The organism is Pedobacter ginsengisoli, from assembly GCF_002736205.1.
In the GTDB taxonomy this organism is placed as follows: Bacteria; Bacteroidota; Bacteroidia; order Sphingobacteriales; family Sphingobacteriaceae; genus Pedobacter; species Pedobacter ginsengisoli_A.
In genome coordinates this window covers 4,501,192-4,520,769 of record NZ_CP024091.1, presented here as the reverse complement: position 1 = coordinate 4,520,769, position 19,578 = coordinate 4,501,192, and the positions used below count along the sequence as shown (strand labels likewise).

Here is a 19,578-nt window from a genome sequence, read left to right as displayed (position 1 = left end):
ATGTATTATCTTTTAAGGGTTGTATTATCAATATTAAAATATATGGTTAATGGCCATTAACACTTTTTTCTTGCTAAAACGACTTTATTGATCAAAACGCTACACCTGCATTAAAAATAAAAATCCCGCCATGATGCTCATGGTGGGATCTAAATATTATAAACTGAATTTAGAATCTATATCAGCTCAACGCTTCTGCTTACAAAAGCTGTTAATTCTGCCCCTGTTAGCATTCCTTGTGCAAGTAAGGCAAGATCAACGGCCTGTTTAGCAAGCAAGCTTTGTTCTTCCTCATTCTCGGCCTTAAGAATCTTTCCGATTAGCTTATGGTTTCCATTAATAGCAACCTTATAACTATCAGGCATACTGCCATAAAAGCCCATTCCGCCTCCCATTTGGGCCATATCTTTCATACGGCGCATAAATTCATCCATGGTTACAGTAACAGGCAATTCATCAGGGCTTAAACCCACCACCTCTACGTGCATACCTGGTTTAGTTATCGCTTTCTCAAAAATACCAGATACGGTTTTACTTTGCTCTTCGGTAAGTACTGATTCAATAGCGTCGCCTTTTTCAATTAATTTATCGGCCACACTTGAATCTACACGCTTTAAAGATGTTTTTTCAAGTTTTTGCTCCAGATGGCTAACAAAGTGGTTATCAATAGGAGAATTCATCAGTAAAACATCGTAATCTTTTTTATTTGCCGATTGAATAAAGCTATCTTGTTTTGATGGATCGTTTGAATAAATATAAACTACCTGTCCGTTTTTATCAGTTTGGAAATCTTTAACTTTTTCATGGTACTCATCAAGCGTAAAATTTTCATTCTTAGTGTTCGTCAGCAATGCGAAGTCTTTTGCTTTATCATTAAACTTCTCTTCGCTTACCATTCCATATTTTACAAACAGGCCAATATCTCCCCACTTCTCTTCGTATCCTTTACGGTCTTTATTAAATAGTTCCTGAAGTTTATCGGCTACTTTTTTAGTGATGTAGCTGTTGATTTTTTTAACGTTACTATCAGCCTGCAAAAAGCTTCTTGATACGTTTAAAGGAATATCAGGCGAGTCGATAACCCCATGCAACAACATTAAAAACTCTGGCACAATATCTTTTACTTCGTCGGTAATAAACACCTGACGTGAAAACAATTTGATTTTATTGCGCTGCATATCAAAATCATTTTTCACTTTAGGGAAGTAAAGCACTCCGGTTAAGTTAAAAGGATAGTCTACATTCAGGTGAATCCAGAACAACGGATCTTCAGAGAATGGATACAATTGCTTATAAAATGCAAGATAGTCTTCATCTGACAAATCTGCAGGCGCTTTAGTCCAGATTGGGTTAGTTGTATTGATGATATTATCAACCTCTACTCCTATTGTTTTTGGTTTTCCTTCTTCATCCTCGCCATCTGGTTCCTGAACTGTTTTTGTTCCAAATTTAATTGGTACCGGTAAAAACTTACCGTATTTATCAAGAATTTCTTCTATTTTATGGTTATCTAAAAATTCTTCAGACTCAGCATTTATATGAAGTATAATTTCGGTACCACGGGTGGTTCTGCTACCAGCAGTAATTTCAAACTCAGTACTTCCATCGCAAACCCATCTTGCCGGCTCTGCGCCATCCTGGTAAGACAACGTTTGGATCTCTACCAAATCAGCCACCATAAAGGCCGAGTAAAAGCCTAAACCAAATTTACCAATAATCTCATTAGCATCTTTGGCGTCTTTAAATTTCTCTACAAATTCGCTTGCTCCAGAAAATGCCACCTGATTGATATACTTTTTGATCTCTTCGGCTGTCATCCCTAAACCATTATCTGTAATGGTAATGGTCTTTTTTTCTTTATCTACAGCAACCTCTACCAAAGGCTCTCCCAGCTCCCCGCTGTACTGCCCTAATGCTGCTAAACGTTTAATTTTTTGTACCGCATCAACGGCATTTGAAACAAGCTCTCTTAAAAAGATCTCGTTATCGGAATACAGGAATTTCTTGATGATTGGGAAAATGTTTTCCGTGTGAATGGATATGGTTCCTTTTTCTTCTATGCTCATATGTTAACTCATTTTTAAGTACATAGGCTCCCTATCAAGGGATGTTCCAAATTAGTTTTGTTGTCAAATTGACAGTAGTTGGTATTTACACGACATCTTTTTTGTATACTTGAGTTATCCTGTGATTAACATCTCTTTATAATGAACATTGAACTTTTTAAAAAGCTTTTTGAAGAAGACTGTATTTCGGAAGATTCCTTCGAAAAGGTTAAAAACATGTCAGGGAACACCTTGTTTTCTCTGCATTGGGAAATTAAAACACTGCTTTACCTTGGGGTAATGCTTTTAAGTTCCGGACTGGGCATCCTGATCTATAAAAATATAGATACCATTGGCCATCAGGTAATTTTACTCATCATTGCGGCAATAAGTGCCGGATGTTTTTTTTACTGCTTTAAAAATAAAAAGCCATTTAGCAAAGAACTTGTAAAATCACCCAACTCTTTTTTTGATTATATTCTACTCTTAGGTTGCCTTAGTTTCCTATCATTCGTTGGATATTTACAATTTCAATATACTGTGTTTGGAACGAACTATGGGATGGCCACCTTCATTCCCATGGTTATGTTATTTTATATAGCCTACCAGTTCGATCATCTTGGAATTCTGGCCATGGGAATAACCAACATGGCAATCTGGATGGGAGTTTCGGTAACGCCAAAACAATTGTTGTTAAATACTGATTTTAATAGCCAAACCGTTATCCTCACTTACCTGTTTTTAGGGTTATTACTTCTCCTTGCAGCACATTTAAGTACTCATTTTAATTTCAAAAAGCACTTTAGATTTACCTACCAGCATTTTGGAGTGCACCTTTCGTTTATATCCCTATTGGCTGGTTATTTCTTTTATTACGAGTCAGGGCTTTCATTTCTGTTCATAATTACCTTGTTTGCTTTAGCTTTCTATATTTATAAAAATGCCTTGAAACATCATTCTTTTTACTTTTTGCTTTTGGTTGTTTTGTATACCTATATAGCAGTTAGCAGCCTGGTATTAAGAATGCTTTTTGCGATGAAAGACGATGCGTCCATTACACTTTCATTTATGTATTTCATTGCCTCTGCTATAGCTATTATATTTCTATTAATTAACCTCAATAAAAAAATTAAAGCCGCATGATTATTTATAACAACATTTGGCTTGCGAATTTATTAATTAGGGAAGAAGCACAAAAAGCCCGTAAAGCTGAGGCAATCAGTATTGATGAACAAAAGAAAATAGCAGACAAATATCCTGTAGGGTTTTATACGCCTAACATTTTTATCAGAATAGGTTTATTTATTCTGACCTGCATTATTGTTTCTTTTTCCGTTGGCTTGCTGGTTATGATGACCAGCAACCTGGATATCATTGATACCTGGGGCTTTTCATTATTTATCGGCATTATTACTTATATCGTTCTTGAGGTTATGATAAAAAGTAATAACCACTTTAAATCTGGTGTGGATGATGCCCTGATCTGGATTTCGGCGGGCTTCATTTTAACCGCGTTCATTCTGTTGCAACCAACCATAAATAACGATTTCCCTTATTCTCGAGTTTCCCTCTTTATCTTTTTACTTGCGTTTTACTACGCCCTCCGTTTTACGGATATGCTGATGACAGCCGTAAGTTTGATCGCACTTATTGCAACTGTCTTTATGGTATGGAAAGACCTCATTTTGTGGGGAATGTTAACCATGCCTTTTTTAATAATGATTGTTTGTTCTGGAATTTATTTTTTATCAAGGCGCAGTGTAGGGAAAAAAACAACCATTTATTACAACAACTGCTTCCTTGTAATACAGATTATTAGTTTGCTTATTCTATATCTGGCGGGGAATTACTATGTAGTGCAAGTATTGAGCCCTGTAAGTTCCGACATCGCTAAACCCACCCCAGTTCCTTTTGGTTTTTTCTTCTGGACATGGACTATTCTGCTCCCTCTTGTTTATATATATTCTGGGCTCAGAAAAAAAGATGCAATTGTATTAAGAACGGGCCTGTTACTGGTAGCAGCTGCCGCTTTTACTTTCAGAAACTACTACCATGTAATGCCAATTGAAGGAGTACTTTGTATTGCGGGAATTATCCTTCTAGGGATTTGTTACTGGGTAATGAAATACCTGAAAACGCCAAAACATGGCTTTACTTACGAAGACTTGGAACAAGACAACTTTATGGATAAGCTAAAAGTAGAATCGCTCATTGTTTCAGAAACTTTTTCCGGCCCGCAAGTCCCGGCAGACAACACAAGATTTGGTGGGGGTGATTTTGGCGGTGGGGGTGCCAGTGGTAATTTTTAAAAGAAATCATTATCTTGAATTAACTTAATGCTTTAAAAATGGCTTCTTCAAAATTAAAAGCAATGCAAACCATACATCTTGCATTTTGCTTAGCAATAGTGGCAATGGCCGCAACCTCATATTTAACGGTTAAGGATCGCCTTTATCTGGATGCAGACCTGAATCAGAATGATATCTTTTTCCCTTTATTCCCTTTGATTGGGCTAGTTTCAATTGTGCTAGGCCAGTTTTTATTTAAAAGGCAACTATCTAATCTTCAGGAGCTTTCTGCAGATGACAAGATTAATAAATACCAGGTTGCTTTTTTAATGCGGACAGCCCTTTTTGAACTGCCTGCGCTATTAAACATTGTTGGTTTTCTGGTAAGTGCAAACTTTGTGTTCCTGATTGTTGGGGTTGTTTTTTTCATGCTTCTGGTATCGGCCAGACCAAGTAAACAGGCCATAATTGAAGCTTTAAACCTGAACTACCCCGATACCGAAAAATTATAATGGCATGATATATTTCTCTGTATCTTTGCACGATTAATGGAATACAACATTCATACCTTGCCAAATGGCATCCGTCTACTTCATGTACCATCCGCATCTGCAATATCTCATGCCTGCATCATTATAAATAGTGGTTCAAGAGATGAGAAAGATGAAAACGCAGGATTAGCACATTTTATTGAGCACCTGATATTTAAGCGCACAGAAAAGCGAAATACAAATCAAATATTAAACAGACTTGAGAGTGTTGGAGCTGATCTAAACGCCTATACAACTAAGGAGTACACATGTGTTCATGCTTCTTTTTTAAATCCATATCTGGATAGAACGCTGGAGCTTTTTAATGATATTGTTTTTCATTCTACATTTCCTGAAGATGAAATGGATAAGGAAAAAAGCGTGGTACTAGATGAGATAGCGTCTTACCTTGACCAGCCGGAGGAAGCAATTTACGATGATTTTGAAGACCTGGTGTTCTCCGGACATCCATTGGGAAGAAATATACTGGGGACAACCGAAAGTGTAAGTAAAATTACTCAGGAAGACATCCATAGGTTTATAAAGGAAAACTATCATACTGATAAAATTGTTGTTGCTGTTTTGGGTAATTACACTTTTAATAAGGTAATAAAAGTTGGAAGCAGGCATTATTCAGAAATTCCGGCTAATCTGCATAGTGTAAGCAGACAATCCCCTTTAAAGGCTCCTGTTGTTACAAAAACATTCAATAAACCAATTCAGCAGGCACACGTAATGCTCGGCTCACAGGCTTATTCATTACACCATCCTTATAAAACAGGCTTGTTATTGCTCAATAACCTGCTTGGTGGCAATGGCATGAGTTCTATATTGAACCTGCAAATCAGGGAAAAATATGGAATTGCCTATACTATTGAATCTGGTTATAGTCCGCTAAGTGACACTGGTATATTCACACTTTACTTTGGTACTGATAAAGAAAAGGTAAATAAAGCCAGCAGCCTCATTTTTAAAGAGCTAAGGAAGCTACGAGATAATCCATTTAGTGAAATACAACTCCAAAAAGCCAAGAATAAATTTATCGGGCAGATAGCCCTTGGTGAGGAAAACCGAATTGGACTAATTATTTCTATGGCAAAAAGCCTTATCGACTATAATAAAATAGATGATCTGCAGACTGTTTTTAACAAGATACAAGCCGTTACAACAACAGAGATTGGCAATATTACCAACGAAATATTAGATGAAAGTAATCTTAGTGCCCTAACTTTTTATCCTTTAGGGTAATATTTGTATTTTTGCAGAATGAAGTTACCCATTGTAGCATACGGAGATCCGGTTTTGAAGAAAGTATGCGCTCCAATTGATGAGACATACCCGGACCTGACACAGCTAATAAGCAATATGTTCGACACCATGTATAATGCTAATGGAGTTGGCTTGGCAGCCCCTCAAATTGGGCTACCAATACGTCTGTTTATTGTTGATACCGGTGCCGATGATAAAGACAAAAACCGCTTTAAAAAGGTTTTTATTAATGCTGAAATCCTTGAAGAAACCGGAGAACCATGGGCTTTTAATGAAGGTTGCTTAAGTATTCCTGATATTAGAGAAGATGTATCGAGAAAACCAAATGTTCTAATTGAATATTACGATGAGAACTGGGAACTACATACCGAAGAATTTACGGGTATGCCTGCGCGCGTTATACAGCATGAGTACGATCATATAGAAGGCACTTTGTTTACTGATAAATTAGGATTATTGCGCAAAAGAATGCTTCAAAGCAAGTTAGATGCAATTTCTAAAGGTAACATAAAGGCCGAGTATAAGATGCGTTTTCCGCATCAGAATAAGGGCAAGAAGCACTAATTATCTGCGCTTCGGCTCTTATCTCCCTTAAAAATAGACTGCATTAGTTTACCCCATGCAAATGGATTAAGCAATGGGTTGGTTTGAACCATATTCTTGTTTATGGATCTGCCGTGATTTGCCCTGAAATTTGAGCTCTGAATTTCTCCTCCATCTCTTGGCAGGGTTTGCATTAACCCCGAAAGGCTTTCCTGTGATAGGTTTTTAAAGGCGATAGCATAATCGTCATCCGCTATTTTCATAGACATGAAGTCTCTGGTGAACTCCTCTACAGTGGCCCATGGATAAACCCGAACAGTGGGAAGGTTAATAATTTCGGCTTTTAACTTAATCATAGCCGTATATTTGGTATCATTAATTACAGAAGGAACCGCCAGCAGCAAATCCTTATAACCTACTGCAGTATACAAAATTGTATCTCCTGGATGGGCTATAAAAGAGAAAAATCCCTTATAGTTGGCTGCGTAGCGCTGCTCTTTATCTGTTAAATTTGTAACGGTTACGTAAGGTACAACTGTATTACTGTCCACATCCGTTATTATTCCGGAAAACTGGATCAATTTCTTGTCTGCAGTAATCTGCTGAGCAAATACTGAAGAAACAAAAAGAAGCAATATTAAGGTGAACGAATACTTCATGTTACAAAATTAGCTGTATTTAATAAAACGGCTAGTTAAATAGTGTTAAATTGTCTATACCGGTTCAGCTAAGTTTATAGCCACTACTGAGGTAATTTCTGGTACCGCCTTCATAATTGCCTGTTCAATGCCCGCTTTCATTGTCATAAAGCTCATTTTGCAGGAGCCGCAGTTACCTAATAATTTTAATTTAACTACATTCTCCGGCGTAATCTCTTCAATGGCAACATCTCCACCATCCGCTATTAAATATGGACGGATAGTCTCTAATGCCTGCTCTACTTGTTCTGTTAAATTCATTGGTTATATTTTAGTAAAGTATAAAAATAGTAATTTTTTAGCAATTAGCAGGTTGTGCATTATTAATAGCTATCTGTTGGGCTACTCTTCCTGCTATTTCTGCAAACTCTGCCGAAAGTATGCTATCTGTATTTAAAGCAATAGGTGCTCCGTTATCTCCTGCCTCTGCAATACTTTGCACTATTGGAATCTCACCTAAAAATGGCACATCAAAAGATTTTGCCAGTTCCTTACCTCCATCTTTACCAAAAATATAATACTTATTTTCTGGCAATTCTTCAGGTGTAAAATAAGCCATATTTTCGACAACTCCTAAAACAGGAATATTAATTCCCGGCATTTTAAACATGGCCAGACCTTTTCTGGTATCGGCCAAAGCCACTTGCTGTGGGGTAGTAACAATAACTGCTCCTGCAATAGGGAAACTCTGTGTAATGGTAATATGAATATCTCCTGTGCCAGGAGGAAGGTCTACAATCAGATAATCAAGCTCACCCCAATCGGCATCATTAAACAATTGCTTAACGGCATTTGAGGCCATAGGCCCACGCCATGGCACTGGCTGATCAGGATCTGCAAAAAAGCCTAAAGAAAGTAGCTTTATACCATGCTTTTCAATCGGTAAAATAAGGGTTTTACCCTCTTCCGTTTCTCTGGCACTTGGTTTAGCCCCAACCAGATCAAACATTGTTGGTACTGATGGCCCATAAATATCCGCATCAATCAAACCAACCTTTGCTCCGTCAGCAGCTAAAGACACCGCAAGATTACTTGCAACAGTAGACTTTCCTACGCCTCCTTTTCCGGATGAAACAAGAATAATATTTCTGATTGCTTTTAATTGGGTAGTATCCATTGGCTTGGTTACCCTTGAAGTAATGTTGATGCTCACCTCTGCCTCCTGACTAACAAAATGTTTTATCGAATTCAGACACGCATTTTTAAGCATGTCCTTCATAGGGCATGCAGGGGTGGTCAACTCTAAGGTAAAACTTACGTTTTTATCTTCAATTTTTAAATCTTTGATCATGTTCAAAGTCACCAGATCTTTTTTAAGATCAGGATCTTCAACATTTCTCAAGGCTGCAAGGACTTGTTCTGGGCTAATAATCATTGTTACAAATTTAACTAAAACTCATCAAGCATTCATGCCCGTTCTTTACATTATTGCAAATGGGTGAATAATTTTAATTGACTTTAGCGTTTTTAGTGTAATTTTAACACCAAATAATAATTTTATTCTACAGCATGCATCTTCCAAAAATTAACATCCCTAAAAAATATATAAAGATTGGAGCGTGGGTTTTAGGCAGTTTTCTTGTGGTTTGTATTGCGTTGGGCGCCATTGCTTACAACAAAAGAGAAGCTTTATTACAAAAAATGATGGCCAAAGCAATTGCCAAAGCCAATAAAGATTTTAACCTGGATATCAAGATTGGAAGTGCAGGTTTTAGCGGGCTAAGTACCGTACACATGACCGATATTTCTATTGTACCTAAAGAAAGAGATACATTAACTACCATCAATGATCTTACTGTAGGTGTTAAGCTATTCCCTTTACTGGTTGGTGATGTAAAACTCTCAGAAGTAACCTTGAATACTGGTAAAATAAACATTGTATTTAAGGATTCGCTTAGCAACCTTGACTTTATTTTAAAGCGTAAAAAAAAGGATAGTACTGAAAAAAAATCTAAAGTTGACCTTGGCGATTTAGCGCATAACCTACTCAATCAGTTTCTTTACAAAATACCTGACAACATGGAGGTTAAAAACCTGATGCTGGCTGTAAATGATAATGATACAGCGAAGCTAAAGTTTTTAACAAGCACCGCAACAATAGACGATGGCGACCTTACTTCTACAATACTTGTAAATGATAACGAAGCAACCTGGCATGTTAACGGAAAACTAAAGCCGGGACGGAAACAGCTGGATGTAATGCTCTTTGCAGAAAAAAGCCCTGTTCAGCTTCAGTATCTTAATGATAAGATTCATGCTAAATTTAGCTTTGATACCGTGAGGACGGAGATGAAAAGTGCTGATTACAGTGGTGATGCATTCAAAATTGAAGGTTCCTGGTCGGTTAAGAATTTACTGGTAAACCATCCAAAAATTGCATCTAATGATATCATTATCCATGATGCGAAAATTGAAGCTGATATGCTTATTGGAGAAAACTACCTTGCTTTGGATAGCTCTTCAACAATTCTTTTAAAAAATGCAGCCATACACCCTTACCTAAAATATACACTTTCGCCCAATAAGATATATGAAGTAAAAGTTCGTGCCCCTGAACAAGATGCCCAAGAGCTTTTCAACTCATTTCCGCAAGGACTATTCGAATCGTTGGAAGGGCTAAAGGTTAGTGGAAAACTTAAGTATGACCTTGACTTTTATCTTGACAGTTCTTTACCAGACAGCGTTAAATTCTCATCTGGCTTAACCCCAACAAATTTCAAGATTTTAAAATGGGGAAAAACCAACCTGCAGAAAATCAATAAAGATTTTATATATACACCATACGAACGTGGAAAGCCGATGAGAGACATTCTTATAGGTCCCGGAAATCCGAACTTTACCCCACTTTCAGAGGTTTCGAGCAACTTTAAAAATGCAATATTAACCTCCGAAGACCCTTCCTTTTTTACACACAAAGGATTTGTTCAGGAATCTATTCGCAAGTCTTTTGCAGTAAACTTTAAAGAGAAAAGGTTTGTTCGTGGGGGCAGTACTATTTCAATGCAGTTGGTTAAGAACGTGTTTTTGAGTCGCCAAAAAACACTTGCCCGTAAAGCTGAGGAAATATTAATAGTTTGGCTTATAGAAAATAACCACCTCACTACCAAAAACAGAATGCTTGAAGTCTATTTTAATATTATTGAAATGGGACAGAATGTTTATGGCATTGGTGAGGCCACAAGGCATTATTTTGGGAAAAGACCATCAGACTTAAATATTGGAGAAGGTATATTTCTTGCAAATATAGTTCCCCGACCTAAAATAGCCCTGTACAAATTCAGAGGAGATGGTGGCCTTAAAGACTACATGTATCCATACTTTAAATATATTGGTAACATTATGGCTAAAAGAGGGTTAACGCCTCCTGATACTAGCGGATATGGCTTCTATAATGTACATTTAAGAGAGGGCTTAAGACAGTATTTATTGCCTGATACAACTACTATTGATACAAATGCCTTTGACAGTGATGATCCGCTCCCGGCTATAGAAACCCATGATGCGTCTAAAAATCTTTTTGATAGGTTATTTGGTGGAGAAACCAAGAAAGACTCTGTTTCAAAACCAACCATAACAGTTGATACCGTTAAGAAAACCCGCAAACAATTAAGAGAAGAAAAAAGAGAGCAACGAAGAAAAGAAAAGGAGCTTGAAAAACAACTCGAAAACCAATAGCCGATCCATTTATTGGTTAATATATTACTTATGAATAACATTCAGATAGACGATAAAGAATTCGAAATATTAATTCAAAATGAGAATATTGCCAAACGAACACGCTTAATTGGTATTCAAATAAATGTGGACTACGAAGATCGCTGCCCTATATTTATTGGCGTATTGAACGGCAGCTTTCTGTTTATGGCCGATCTTCTGAAAGAAATTACTATATCCTGCGAAATCGGATTTATAAAGGTCTCATCTTATGAGGGCACAGAAAGTAGCGGCAATATCAGAGAGACATTTGGCCTGCCTAATGACCTTGAGAACAGGGATATTATCCTTATTGAAGACATTGTTGACACCGGACTTACCCTTAGCTATATCCTTAATGAAGTATACAAACAAAATCCTGCTTCTGTTAAAGTATGCTCCTTATTATTAAAACCGGCCGCACTAAAAAGTCCAATTAATGAATTGGAATATGTAGGTTTTGAACTCACTAATGAATTTGTTGTTGGCTATGGCTTAGACTACAACGGCCTTGGGCGAAACCTTAAAGATATTTACAGGGCCAAATCTGTTACCCCTCAATTACCGTAATCCGATATTTTTTTCCCAATTTTGCATCAAACATATTACTAAAAGAATGACCATACACAAAGAAGGATATACCACAATAGCAGTATCACTACTCTTCATTTTTATAATTAATGCAGTTGTTGACTATAAATTTGCAGACCTTACCTGGCTAAGGTGGTTCATTTATATTTTTTCTTTTGCACTGTTTGTCATTGTACTGCAGTTCTTCAGAAACCCCAGCCGCACATTTACTACTGGTGATAACCTTGTAATTTGCCCTGCTGATGGCAAAGTTGTAGTAATTGAAGAGACCGAAGAAGGTGAATATTTTAAAGATAAGAGACTACAGGTATCCATATTTATGTCACCCGTAAACGTACACATTAACAGAAATCCTATCTCAGGAGTTGTTAAATTTTTCAAATACCATCCGGGTAAGTATCTGGCCGCATGGAACCCTAAATCATCGACAGAAAACGAACGTACAACCGTTGTTGTTGAACATAAAAATGGCACGCCAGTATTGTTCAGACAAATTGCAGGTGCACTTGCAAGACGCATTGTTTGGTATGTTAAAGAAGGAGATAACGTTCAACAAACTGAGCAATTTGGCTTTATTAAATTTGGCTCAAGAGTAGACATATTTTTACCGGTTGGCACCAAAGTTAACCTTGAACTTGATCAGGTTGTTAAGGGAGGAATTACCGTATTAGCTGAACTTTCTTAAAGAGTATTACCTATAAAAAAAGCGGCCTGATCAAATGATCAGGCCGCTTTTTTTATAGGCTTATTTTTCAATAGCCGGGGCATCGGTTACCGACCTCTGCGTTGGATAAGCAAACTCAGATTTATAGGTTTCTACTATTTCGATAAGCTTAAAATTAATCTCTTCTTTTACTTTAACATACTGGCTATGTTCCATATTTATTACCAGATACACAACCTGTACATGCAATGCAAAATCACCAAAATTATCAAAAGTCGCATAGCCATCTTTCGTATTTCGATTACCCTTTAAATACTCATTAATGGCAGATACAATTTTCTTTACATCCTCGCTCTTAGTTTCGTAGGTTAACCCTATCTGGAAGTTTACCCTTCTGTAATTTCTTAATGTAACATTCTCCAATACCCCATCAATCATGGCCCTGTTAGGAATAACAATGGTCGTCTTGTCTGGGCTTATCAACCAGGTACTTCTAAAACCGACCTTTTCAATAGTCCCTTCAATTCCATCTACTTTAACAACATCACCAACAGTAAATGGTTTATCCAGGAAAATTGTAAAAGAACCTATTAAATTTTCCAGGCTTTCCTTAGCAGCTAAAGCTATGGCTATACCACCAATACCCAAACCGGTAATTAATGTTAATACATTAATTTCAAAAACAAACCCGAGTAGCACAAAGAAGCCTAAAAAGCAGATTAATGTTTTTGTAAGCTCCTTTAGAAAGGGAATTAATTGGTCATCAGCCTTATTATTAGTTAACGATGCCTTGTACTTTAAAACGTGGGCTATAAAATCAATTATCCTTAAAATAATCCAAAAAATAGACAGGATGATAAGGAACAAAAAAATCTTATCAATACAATCACCAATAGTCACCTGGAGCTTAGATTTTGTTCGGTGCCACATTACTACATCAAGCGGAAATTTTAATTGATTTACGGCAAGATAAAGCGTACAAAACGTGATAAAAGATTCAATTGGTTTTAACAGCAGCGCTACAAACGTATCGTCTTTAATATCTTCGGCAAATTTTTTAAATGCCGTAAAAATTAAAAGACTAAACAGACGTGATACCAATCTTTTAAAAAGCAGTCCCAATAAAATGAACCCTACAAAAAAGCAGTATTGCTTTACTGTGTTCCCCCAAAATACCTGATCGAAAATATTAATATCCATAGTTTATACAAGTTGTTTTAGTGCGATTTCAAATGCCGTTTTTGATAGCCCCGTTTTAGCCTCCGAATGTTGATGAACAGCCTTCATTGCTTTATAAATTATATCAGACGCATCCGAAAAAATAGCGTCATCACTCATTTCAACATTTTTTTGCATTAAGTATGCAAATACTCTTGCCATACCGCAATTGGAAATAAAATCAGGAATAACTGCAACATGGCTATCCGCGTGTTCCATAATACTGCCAAAAAAAATCTCTTTATCAGCAAAAGGGACGTTTGCACCGCACGCAATAACCTGAAGGCCGCCAGCAATCAACTGATCTACCTCTTCTTGCTTTACAAGACGAGAAGCCGCAGCAGGAACAAATATTTCTGCGCCAATATTCCAAATCTCCTTATTAGCTTCATCAAAAGGTATTAATGATGGCGATATCAATGTATTTCCGGTTCTACTATTAAATAAACCTACAACTTCTTCGACAGTGAAACCTTCGGTATTAATTAAACCACCAATCCGGTCAATTATCCCAACAATTTTTACGCCGTTTTGAGCAAGGTAATATCCTGCCGCAGCAGCAACATTCCCCCATCCCTGAATAATAGCTCTTTTACCCCTTAAATTGCCTCCCCAAATTTTATAAAAATGTCCGATTGATTCCGCAACCCCATAGCCGGTAATCATGTCGGCAACCTTATATTTTCTTTTAATATCAGGAGTATAGTTTAAATCTTCAAGCACCTTCGAAACACCATAGCGCAGCTGCCCTATCTGATGAATCCGTTCATTCTCCCGTGCTTGATAATGTCCGCTGATCACCCCTTCCTGAGGGTGCCACAAGCCATAATTTTCAGTTATAGGAATAACTTCATGAATCTCGTCTATATTTAGGTCTCCTCCGGTACCATAATAGTTCTTTAGCAAGGGCATTACAGCTTTATACCAACGTTCAAGAACCTGGGTTTTCCGGGGATCTGAAGGATCGAAATTTATGCCCGACTTAGCTCCTCCAATTGGCGGGCCTGACACAGTAAATTTCACTTCCATTGTTTTTGCTAACGACTCAACTTCCCTCTTGTCAAGTCCCTTTCGCATTCGGGTACCACCGCCGGCAGCTCCACCACGTAAAGAATTAATAACCACCCAGCCTTCAGCTTCAGACTCTCTGTCTTTCCACTCAAAAACAATCTCAGGTGGCTTGTCTTCAAATTTTTTTAATAGCTCTTTCATAAATTCCAGTTAAATCCGGATAAAGTTAGTTGTAACAAACTTAGACAAAAAGGAGCTAAGCATTTACAATTCACTATTAAAAATAATGTCAGACCCTGGCAATTACCAGTAGCACAGAATCGCGCTAGCGCAAACAAAAAAACCTCCCCGATATAATCGGGAAGGCTATTATGTTTTGTCTAAAAAGATTAAACTCTTTTAGATTTGATACGAGCTGCTTTACCAGTTAATTCGCGTAGATAGAATAATTTCGATCTGCGAACTTTACCGTGACTGTTAACCTCAACTTTAGCGATGTTTGGAGAATTTATCGGGAAGATACGTTCAACACCAACACCGTTAGAGATTTTACGAACGGTAAACGTTTCATTCGCACCAACGCTATTACGTTGTAATACTACACCTTGGTAAATTTGAACACGTTCTTTATTACCTTCGCGAATTTTATAGTGAACACTCACTGTATCTCCTGATTTGAATGCAGGAAACTCATTTTTTGCGATTACCTGCTCTTCAACAAATTTTACTAAATCCATGATTTTAAGCTATTAAGCCGATTTTTTGTTGTTTAAAATCGGACTGCAATATTAGGAATTTTATTTTAGAAATAAAAGCGATTTTTATTTTTTTCCACATTCTTTATTATTTCCACATATTCAAAAGTTAACCGGCCTATTCTTCAGCACACTTATTCATACAATTAAAGCCCGTAAATAATCTTTACATGCCCTTCTTTGCTAAGCGCTAACAGATTCAAGATTATGGTATTCAGTTATCAAAACAGTCAAATCATCACAACAAGGTTGTGAATTGGCCAGCTCTCCTATCTTCATCTTAAACATAATCTCCAGTTTTCTTACCATCTCGTATGGAATATCAGCTTTATCAGTAATCTTTAGCTTCCTATAATTATGAAAAGTATTAGAAGCAATTCCCAGCTCACGCGGAATAATTCTTAAAGCCGCCTTATAATTTGGCAAATTCAACTGCCTAATGGCTTCATCAATTTTATATTTTCTTTGCTCTTTCATGATATAATGATGTTGTTAGTTAGTTTTATGGTTTTAAGGATATCATCATTTCCCTTTTTGTGGCAGCTCTGAATTTATAAGGTCATCCAATGTTTTACCCCTTATCGGCTTATTCAGTAATCCACCGGGCTGCAGCTCAAACAACTGTTCAAACAACACTACAATTTCGTGGGGAATATCCTGAGGGTCGTTAAAAAGAATATTCCGGTAATTATGCAAGGTATTAAGCGAAATCCCCATATAGTTTGGAATTTTTCTAATTGCTACGCGATGGTGATCAATCGATCTTTTAAGTAAACATTCATTAATCTTGTACTTCCTTACAGCGCTATCGCTGATCTTTACTTTTTTCATACTTAGCTAGTTTAGTTTGGTTACACTTATTTTTTGTATTTTTATCAAAAAAATGTATTGCTATTCATAATTTTATAGCATAAATATACTAAATATTTTAGGTGTAAGCCAAATTTATACGAATTTTTTTATGGTATTAAAGAGTATTGTCGACGAGCTACTCAAAGAAAAAGACAGGTCTATGACCTGGCTTGCAGCAGAAATGGGTAAGACCTTCGATGGCCTAAAACTGAGCTTAACAAAGGGTTCAATTAAATATAATGACATTATAACCCTTTCAAAAATCCTTGATGTGCCTCCTGCCGCATTTTTTCAGGCAACAGCAATACCATACAAAAGCCAGTCCATAGAAAGCCTCGTAGGTGAACAAAAAGGAGAATATAATAATCTGAAAAACAACCTTAAAAACTGCAAAGAGATGCTTACGGCACTAAAAGATCAGATAAAAGATAAGGACAAAATTATTTCACTGCTTAGCAAAGAAGACTAATCTTCAAGCAAATCAGGTCGGCGTTGTTGTGTTCTGGCTAAAGCCTGTTCATGGCGCCATTCATTAATCTTTGCCTCATGTCCGCTCAACAGAACATCAGGAACTTTATGCCCGTTCCAATCAGCCGGCCGGGTGTAAACTGGCGCGTCCAGCAACTCCCCCTGAAAACTGTCAGACAACGCAGATGTTTCATCGTTCAAAACACCTGGTATTAACCTAACAATCGCATCAACCAATACAGCCGCAGGGAGCTCTCCTCCCGACAAAACATAATCGCCAATAGAAATCTCACGGGTAACAAATAAATCCCTTACACGTTGATCTATACCTTTATAATGGCCGCATAAAATCATAATGTTGCCCCTTCCCGATAATTCGTTCGCAATGGTTTGGTTAAAGGTCACACCATCAGGACTCATAAAAATCACTTCATCATAATCCCGTTCTGCCTTTAAGCTTTCTATACACCTTGCAAAAGGCTCAATAGACATCACCATACCGCTACCGCCACCATAAGGATAATCATCAACACTTTTCTGCTTATTTGCGGCATAATCCCTAAGGTTGTGAACCACAATTTCAGCAATTCCCTTCTTTTGAGCACGTTGCAAAATAGAGTGGGCAAAAGGGCTATCCAAAAGAGCCGGCAAAACAGTTATTATGTCAAAACGCATGGTGCAAAGATAAAATTAAGGATTAATATATATATCTAATAAGCCTTCAGGCAAATCGACAAGCATAGTACCTTCATCTTCATCAATCTCAACAATCATATCATCATTAAGCGGAAACAGGATTTCTTTGTTTTGATAAGCCACGGTTGCAACAAATTGCTGAGGGTATTCATTTACCTCAATAATCTCACCCAGCTCTCCATGAGTTTCATCAAAAACAACAAAGCCCTTCAAATCATTATAATGAAAATCATCATCAGAACGGTCAGGCATTTTTGTTAAAGGCAAATAAACTTTTTTTCTTAAAAGAGGTTGGGCTTTATCTATATGATCAATGTCATCAAAATAGAAATTCCCTGTATTATTGGTCTGAAGCTTACACGAAGACACAAAGAAAGGTACCAGTTTACCATTTATATCTACAAAAACCACATCCAGATCCAACAAATCAGGCTCGTCGTATTCAAAAAATAGCTGAACCTCTCCTTTTAATCCTTTTGTTTTGGTAATGTACCCTATATAAAATGCTTCCTCTATCTTCATTGGTATATGTATTTCAATAATAAATCTTTCGCAAAAATGGTAAGTAAAAAAAATAGCGAAGAAATCATATTAAAGATTCTTCGCTATTATTCAGAATAACAAAAATACTATGCTTCTTCTTCTTTGCTTTCTTCTGTAGCTTCTGCTGCAGGAGCCTCTTCAGTTGCAGCTTCAGCTACTGGAGCTTCTTCAACAACTTCTTCTTCCACAACCTCTTCTACCGGTGCATTTTTAATTGCAAGGGCAGCAGCACGGTCCGCATTTTTCTTAGCCTCAGCAGCTAGAGCAGCTTTTTTAACTTCTTCTTTCGATTTAGTTAAGCTGTCTTTTTTACCTTCAATTCTACCGTCTTTAGCGCTTAACCATTCTGCAAATTTAGCCTCTGCCTGTTCTGCGGTTAAAGCACCTTTTTTAACACCACCTTCTAAGTGTTTTTTGTATAAAACACCTTTGTAAGAAAGGATAGCACGACAAGTATCCGTAGGTTGTGCACCTTTGTTTACCCAGTCTAACGTTTTGTCAAAGTTAATTTCGATAGTAGCTGGATTGGTGTTTGGGTTGTATGAACCTAAACGCTCAATGAATTTACCATCTCTTGGTGAGCGTGAATCCGCTACCACAACGTGGAAAAAAGGTTTACCTTTTTTACCGAATCTTTGCAATCTGATTTTAGTTGCCATTTCTCTTTTAGTTTATGTATTCAACATAGTTCCCGGAGCTTCATGCTTGCGGGGTTGCAAAAGTAAGTAAAATACTAATGATTAACAAGATGCAATAATTTTAAATTCATTTAACACTATTATCTGCCCAAATAAAGATATTTGGAACAAACGATATACAAATGAGAATAGCCATAGACATGGACGAGGTTTTAGCCGATCCGATACATAAGTTTATACAACTTTATAACCGTGACTACGGAATCCCGCTCGACTTAATTATTGAGCCCGGAAACGAAGTTTACCACCATATGCCTGAACACATTAACAACAAATGGTTCGAATACATTAATGAAAAGGGCTTTTTCAGAGATCTTAGGCTCATTGAAGGCAGTGTAGAAGCTGTAAAAAAACTACAGGAACACCACGATGTGTACATCGTTTCAGCAGCTACAGAATTCAGAAACTCTCTTGAAGATAAGCTCGATTGGCTGGCAGATCACTTCCCTTTTATTACCTGGAGAAACATCATGTTTTGTGGAGATAAAATTGTGGATGTAGATGTAATGATTGACGATAGGGCGAAAAACTTTATAGGCTTTAAAGGCAGGAAACTCCTATTCTCATCACCTCACAACTTACTCTTAAAAGAATATGAACGTGTAGACACGTGGGAACAGGTTCTTGAGAAATTATTGTAACAAATTTTCAAAATCATCATCAAACCTAAAAACCAATTAAAAGATGTTAATTACAACAACCAATTCAGTAGAAGGCAAGAAAGTAGTTAAGTACATAGGCCTTGTAAGTGGCGAAACCATTATCGGCGCCAATATTTTTAAAGATCTGTTTGCCGGAATACGAGATATCGTTGGGGGCAGATCAGGATCATACGAACAAGTATTAAGAGAAGGAAAAAATACAGCAATTAACGAAATGCAGCAATACGCAGCAGCTATGGGCGCTAACGCAATAATAGGCGTTGATTTGGATTATGAAACAGTAGGTAGCGGAGGCAGCATGCTAATGGTTGCTGCAACAGGAACTGCGGTAGTAATTGAATAACAAAAACAAAG

General features: G+C 37.1%; 23 protein-coding genes. 11 read left to right on the top strand and 12 right to left on the bottom strand.

Annotated elements, in window-relative coordinates; all coding sequences use genetic code 11:
• Nucleotides 1-176: 176 nt before the first annotated feature.
• Nucleotides 177-2,066 (bottom strand): molecular chaperone HtpG, encoded by a 1,890-nt coding sequence (htpG, locus tag CPT03_RS18845; protein ID WP_216641569.1) that lies wholly within the window; start codon nt 2,064-2,066, stop codon nt 177-179.
• 141 nt (nt 2,067-2,207) lie between these two features.
• On the opposite strand from htpG, the gene CPT03_RS18840 reads away from it, so the two are divergent.
• Genes CPT03_RS18840 through def form a run of 5 tightly spaced genes read left to right on the top strand, consistent with a single transcriptional unit; the run spans nt 2,208 to nt 6,696 of the window.
• Nucleotides 2,208-3,188 carry a DUF2157 domain-containing protein gene (locus CPT03_RS18840; protein WP_099440277.1) on the top strand — a complete coding sequence of 327 codons (981 nt, stop codon included), beginning with the start codon at nt 2,208-2,210 and terminating at the stop codon, nt 3,186-3,188.
• Nucleotides 3,185-4,354: a hypothetical protein gene (locus CPT03_RS18835; RefSeq protein ID WP_099440276.1), complete on the top strand. Its 1,170-nt coding sequence runs from the start codon at nt 3,185-3,187 to the stop codon at nt 4,352-4,354. Before CPT03_RS18840 ends, CPT03_RS18835 begins: the two co-directional genes overlap by 4 nt.
• A 38-nt stretch (nt 4,355-4,392) precedes the next feature.
• On the top strand, nt 4,393-4,845 hold the full coding sequence (locus tag CPT03_RS18830) for a hypothetical protein (protein ID WP_099440275.1): 453 nt from the start codon (nt 4,393-4,395) through the stop codon (nt 4,843-4,845).
• A 36-nt stretch (nt 4,846-4,881) separates the two neighbouring features.
• A complete protein-coding gene (locus tag CPT03_RS18825; protein WP_099440274.1) occupies nt 4,882-6,111 on the top strand; it encodes a M16 family metallopeptidase in 1,230 nt (409 codons plus the stop codon).
• An 18-nt stretch (nt 6,112-6,129) separates the two neighbouring features.
• Complete coding sequence (gene def, locus CPT03_RS18820; RefSeq protein ID WP_099440273.1) at nt 6,130-6,696, top strand: peptide deformylase; 567 nt, start codon at nt 6,130-6,132, stop codon at nt 6,694-6,696.
• On the opposite strand, the gene CPT03_RS18815 is transcribed toward def, so the two are convergent.
• The 3 genes from CPT03_RS18815 to CPT03_RS18805 are packed head-to-tail and all read right to left on the bottom strand — an operon-like array spanning nt 6,693 to nt 8,748.
• Complete coding sequence (locus CPT03_RS18815; protein ID WP_099440272.1) at nt 6,693-7,334, bottom strand: hypothetical protein; 642 nt, start codon at nt 7,332-7,334, stop codon at nt 6,693-6,695. The genes def and CPT03_RS18815 overlap by 4 nt on opposite strands.
• A 54-nt stretch (nt 7,335-7,388) precedes the next feature.
• Complete coding sequence (locus tag CPT03_RS18810; protein WP_099440271.1) at nt 7,389-7,634, bottom strand: NifU family protein; 246 nt, start codon at nt 7,632-7,634, stop codon at nt 7,389-7,391.
• Between the two features lie 37 nt (nt 7,635-7,671).
• Nucleotides 7,672-8,748 (bottom strand): Mrp/NBP35 family ATP-binding protein, encoded by a 1,077-nt coding sequence (locus CPT03_RS18805; protein WP_172954198.1) that lies wholly within the window; start codon nt 8,746-8,748, stop codon nt 7,672-7,674.
• 134 nt (nt 8,749-8,882) lie between these two features.
• Between CPT03_RS18805 and CPT03_RS18800 the strand changes: the two genes are divergently transcribed.
• The 3 genes from CPT03_RS18800 to CPT03_RS18790 are packed head-to-tail and all read left to right on the top strand — an operon-like array spanning nt 8,883 to nt 12,342.
• On the top strand, nt 8,883-11,048 hold the full coding sequence (locus CPT03_RS18800) for a transglycosylase domain-containing protein (protein WP_099440270.1): 2,166 nt from the start codon (nt 8,883-8,885) through the stop codon (nt 11,046-11,048).
• Nucleotides 11,049-11,078: 30 nt separating this feature from the next.
• Nucleotides 11,079-11,636: a hypoxanthine phosphoribosyltransferase gene (gene hpt, locus CPT03_RS18795; protein ID WP_099440269.1), complete on the top strand. Its 558-nt coding sequence runs from the start codon at nt 11,079-11,081 to the stop codon at nt 11,634-11,636.
• 46 nt (nt 11,637-11,682) lie between these two features.
• The gene (locus CPT03_RS18790) at nt 11,683-12,342 is read left to right on the top strand and encodes a phosphatidylserine decarboxylase family protein (RefSeq protein ID WP_099440268.1); all 660 of its coding nucleotides are present in this window, start codon (nt 11,683-11,685) and stop codon (nt 12,340-12,342) included.
• A gap of 60 nt (nt 12,343-12,402) precedes the next feature.
• Here CPT03_RS18790 and CPT03_RS18785 read toward each other — a convergent pair whose 3' ends face one another.
• The 5 genes from CPT03_RS18785 to CPT03_RS18765 form a co-directional block, all read right to left on the bottom strand.
• On the bottom strand, nt 12,403-13,521 hold the full coding sequence (locus CPT03_RS18785; RefSeq protein WP_099440267.1) for a mechanosensitive ion channel family protein: 1,119 nt from the start codon (nt 13,519-13,521) through the stop codon (nt 12,403-12,405).
• Between the two features lie 3 nt (nt 13,522-13,524).
• On the bottom strand, nt 13,525-14,751 hold the full coding sequence (locus tag CPT03_RS18780) for a Glu/Leu/Phe/Val dehydrogenase dimerization domain-containing protein (RefSeq protein ID WP_099440266.1): 1,227 nt from the start codon (nt 14,749-14,751) through the stop codon (nt 13,525-13,527).
• Between the two features lie 188 nt (nt 14,752-14,939).
• Nucleotides 14,940-15,287: a 50S ribosomal protein L19 gene (rplS, locus tag CPT03_RS18775; RefSeq protein WP_099440265.1), complete on the bottom strand. Its 348-nt coding sequence runs from the start codon at nt 15,285-15,287 to the stop codon at nt 14,940-14,942.
• A 201-nt stretch (nt 15,288-15,488) separates the two neighbouring features.
• The gene (locus CPT03_RS18770; RefSeq protein ID WP_099440264.1) at nt 15,489-15,782 is read right to left on the bottom strand and encodes a hypothetical protein; all 294 of its coding nucleotides are present in this window, start codon (nt 15,780-15,782) and stop codon (nt 15,489-15,491) included.
• A 45-nt stretch (nt 15,783-15,827) separates the two neighbouring features.
• The gene (locus CPT03_RS18765; RefSeq protein ID WP_245869890.1) at nt 15,828-16,136 is read right to left on the bottom strand and encodes a hypothetical protein; all 309 of its coding nucleotides are present in this window, start codon (nt 16,134-16,136) and stop codon (nt 15,828-15,830) included.
• A gap of 130 nt (nt 16,137-16,266) precedes the next feature.
• Here CPT03_RS18765 and CPT03_RS18760 point away from each other — a divergent pair, with 130 nt between their 5' ends.
• Complete coding sequence (locus tag CPT03_RS18760; RefSeq protein WP_157766494.1) at nt 16,267-16,626, top strand: hypothetical protein; 360 nt, start codon at nt 16,267-16,269, stop codon at nt 16,624-16,626.
• Here CPT03_RS18760 and trmD read toward each other — a convergent pair.
• The 3 genes from trmD to CPT03_RS18745 form a co-directional block, all read right to left on the bottom strand.
• Nucleotides 16,623-17,300, bottom strand: coding sequence for a tRNA (guanosine(37)-N1)-methyltransferase TrmD (trmD, locus tag CPT03_RS18755; protein ID WP_099440262.1), 678 nt, complete (start codon nt 17,298-17,300; stop codon nt 16,623-16,625). The two genes, CPT03_RS18760 and trmD, sit on opposite strands and share 4 nt — an antisense overlap.
• A gap of 15 nt (nt 17,301-17,315) precedes the next feature.
• A complete protein-coding gene (gene rimM, locus CPT03_RS18750) occupies nt 17,316-17,843 on the bottom strand; it encodes a ribosome maturation factor RimM (RefSeq protein WP_099440261.1) in 528 nt (175 codons plus the stop codon).
• A gap of 107 nt (nt 17,844-17,950) precedes the next feature.
• Nucleotides 17,951-18,523, bottom strand: coding sequence for a 30S ribosomal protein S16 (locus CPT03_RS18745; protein ID WP_099440260.1), 573 nt, complete (start codon nt 18,521-18,523; stop codon nt 17,951-17,953).
• A 161-nt stretch (nt 18,524-18,684) separates the two neighbouring features.
• Between CPT03_RS18745 and CPT03_RS18740 the strand changes: the two genes are divergently transcribed.
• Together CPT03_RS18740 and CPT03_RS18735 are read left to right on the top strand one after the other, a co-directional pair.
• A complete protein-coding gene (locus CPT03_RS18740; protein WP_245869889.1) occupies nt 18,685-19,203 on the top strand; it encodes a 5' nucleotidase, NT5C type in 519 nt (172 codons plus the stop codon).
• 43 nt (nt 19,204-19,246) lie between these two features.
• Nucleotides 19,247-19,567, top strand: coding sequence for a YbjQ family protein (locus CPT03_RS18735; protein ID WP_048908115.1), 321 nt, complete (start codon nt 19,247-19,249; stop codon nt 19,565-19,567).
• The last annotated feature ends 11 nt before the right edge of the window (nt 19,568-19,578 follow it).

What these genes read in the sequence shown, in the direction of transcription:
- htpG (WP_216641569.1), bottom strand. Translation starts at nt 2,066, where the DNA reads ATGAGCATAGAAGAAAAAGGAACCATATCCATTCACACGGAAAACATT.
- CPT03_RS18840 (WP_099440277.1), top strand. Translation starts at nt 2,208, where the DNA reads ATGAACATTGAACTTTTTAAAAAGCTTTTTGAAGAAGACTGTATTTCG.
- CPT03_RS18835 (WP_099440276.1), top strand. Translation starts at nt 3,185, where the DNA reads ATGATTATTTATAACAACATTTGGCTTGCGAATTTATTAATTAGGGAA.
- CPT03_RS18830 (WP_099440275.1), top strand. Translation starts at nt 4,393, where the DNA reads ATGGCTTCTTCAAAATTAAAAGCAATGCAAACCATACATCTTGCATTT.
- CPT03_RS18825 (WP_099440274.1), top strand. Translation starts at nt 4,882, where the DNA reads ATGGAATACAACATTCATACCTTGCCAAATGGCATCCGTCTACTTCAT.
- def (WP_099440273.1), top strand. Translation starts at nt 6,130, where the DNA reads ATGAAGTTACCCATTGTAGCATACGGAGATCCGGTTTTGAAGAAAGTA.
- CPT03_RS18815 (WP_099440272.1), bottom strand. Translation starts at nt 7,334, where the DNA reads ATGAAGTATTCGTTCACCTTAATATTGCTTCTTTTTGTTTCTTCAGTA.
- CPT03_RS18810 (WP_099440271.1), bottom strand. Translation starts at nt 7,634, where the DNA reads ATGAATTTAACAGAACAAGTAGAGCAGGCATTAGAGACTATCCGTCCA.
- CPT03_RS18805 (WP_172954198.1), bottom strand. Translation starts at nt 8,748, where the DNA reads ATGATTATTAGCCCAGAACAAGTCCTTGCAGCCTTGAGAAATGTTGAA.
- CPT03_RS18800 (WP_099440270.1), top strand. Translation starts at nt 8,883, where the DNA reads ATGCATCTTCCAAAAATTAACATCCCTAAAAAATATATAAAGATTGGA.
- hpt (WP_099440269.1), top strand. Translation starts at nt 11,079, where the DNA reads ATGAATAACATTCAGATAGACGATAAAGAATTCGAAATATTAATTCAA.
- CPT03_RS18790 (WP_099440268.1), top strand. Translation starts at nt 11,683, where the DNA reads ATGACCATACACAAAGAAGGATATACCACAATAGCAGTATCACTACTC.
- CPT03_RS18785 (WP_099440267.1), bottom strand. Translation starts at nt 13,521, where the DNA reads ATGGATATTAATATTTTCGATCAGGTATTTTGGGGGAACACAGTAAAG.
- CPT03_RS18780 (WP_099440266.1), bottom strand. Translation starts at nt 14,751, where the DNA reads ATGAAAGAGCTATTAAAAAAATTTGAAGACAAGCCACCTGAGATTGTT.
- rplS (WP_099440265.1), bottom strand. Translation starts at nt 15,287, where the DNA reads ATGGATTTAGTAAAATTTGTTGAAGAGCAGGTAATCGCAAAAAATGAG.
- CPT03_RS18770 (WP_099440264.1), bottom strand. Translation starts at nt 15,782, where the DNA reads ATGAAAGAGCAAAGAAAATATAAAATTGATGAAGCCATTAGGCAGTTG.
- CPT03_RS18765 (WP_245869890.1), bottom strand. Translation starts at nt 16,136, where the DNA reads ATGAAAAAAGTAAAGATCAGCGATAGCGCTGTAAGGAAGTACAAGATT.
- CPT03_RS18760 (WP_157766494.1), top strand. Translation starts at nt 16,267, where the DNA reads ATGGTATTAAAGAGTATTGTCGACGAGCTACTCAAAGAAAAAGACAGG.
- trmD (WP_099440262.1), bottom strand. Translation starts at nt 17,300, where the DNA reads ATGCGTTTTGACATAATAACTGTTTTGCCGGCTCTTTTGGATAGCCCT.
- rimM (WP_099440261.1), bottom strand. Translation starts at nt 17,843, where the DNA reads ATGAAGATAGAGGAAGCATTTTATATAGGGTACATTACCAAAACAAAA.
- CPT03_RS18745 (WP_099440260.1), bottom strand. Translation starts at nt 18,523, where the DNA reads ATGGCAACTAAAATCAGATTGCAAAGATTCGGTAAAAAAGGTAAACCT.
- CPT03_RS18740 (WP_245869889.1), top strand. Translation starts at nt 18,685, where the DNA reads ATGAGAATAGCCATAGACATGGACGAGGTTTTAGCCGATCCGATACAT.
- CPT03_RS18735 (WP_048908115.1), top strand. Translation starts at nt 19,247, where the DNA reads ATGTTAATTACAACAACCAATTCAGTAGAAGGCAAGAAAGTAGTTAAG.